This window comes from Vibrio sp. HI00D65 (genome assembly GCF_001635455.1).
Taxonomy (GTDB): domain Bacteria; phylum Pseudomonadota; class Gammaproteobacteria; order Enterobacterales; family Vibrionaceae; genus Vibrio.
Genome location: NZ_LWEH01000586.1, coordinates 1 through 427 on the forward strand (window position 1 = coordinate 1; position 427 = coordinate 427).

At 54.8% G+C, this 427-nt stretch carries 1 rRNA gene; it reads left to right on the forward strand.

The window, feature by feature from the left end:
* Positions 1-427 (forward strand): 23S ribosomal RNA (locus tag A3712_RS24050); the annotation flags it as partial.

Consider the following 427-nt stretch of genomic DNA (forward strand, 5'->3'; position numbering starts at 1 on the left):
GGGTGCTAACGTCCGTCGTGGAGAGGGAAACAACCCAGACCGCCAGCTAAGGTCCCAAAGTATAGCTAAGTGGGAAACGATGTGGGAAGGCTCAGACAGCCAGGATGTTGGCTTAGAAGCAGCCATCATTTAAAGAAAGCGTAATAGCTCACTGGTCGAGTCGGCCTGCGCGGAAGATGTAACGGGGCTAAGCTATACACCGAAGCTGCGGCTGCGCACTTATGTGCGTGGGGTAGGGGAGCGTTCTGTAAGCCGTTGAAGGTGGTCTGTAAGGGCTGCTGGAGGTATCAGAAGTGCGAATGCTGACATGAGTAACGATAAAGGGAGTGAAAAACTCCCTCGCCGGAAGACCAAGGGTTCCTGTCCAACGTTAATCGGGGCAGGGTAAGTCGACCCCTAAGGCGAGGCCGAAAGGCGTAGTCGATGG